The organism is Psychrobacter sp. TB20-MNA-CIBAN-0197 (assembly GCF_040309765.1).
Lineage (GTDB): Bacteria > Pseudomonadota > Gammaproteobacteria > Pseudomonadales > Moraxellaceae > Psychrobacter > Psychrobacter submarinus.
This window is the reverse complement of record NZ_JBEOPC010000379.1, coordinates 1-285: the sequence shown is the minus strand read 5'-3', so window position 1 is coordinate 285 and position 285 is coordinate 1. Positions and strand designations below refer to the sequence as shown.

At 39.3% G+C, this 285-nt stretch carries 1 protein-coding gene; it reads left to right on the top strand.

What is annotated here, in order from left to right; genetic code table 11:
* A partial coding sequence (locus AAEY83_RS14125) for a formylglycine-generating enzyme family protein (protein WP_351059799.1) occupies positions 1-285 on the top strand: 285 nt, incomplete at both ends.

Sequence of the window (285 nt, the reverse complement as noted above, 5' to 3'; positions counted from 1 at the left end):
GTACCAATCACTAAAGCCAACTCAAGTACCAAACCAGCAATCCAGTGCCGCTATAAAGTTTATAAACTTTGACCAAGCAATTATAAATATAGGGAGCAATGCTGAAAACCAATTTGCCTACGATAACGAACAACCTAAGCACTCTGTGCTGGTTCATCCATTTAGCTTTGCTAATAGATTAGTGACTAATGCAGAGTATTTAGGCTTTATTAATAGCTCAGGCTATAGCAACCCGCAACATTGGCTAAGTGACGGCTGGGCACATATACAGGCTAATAATTTAAC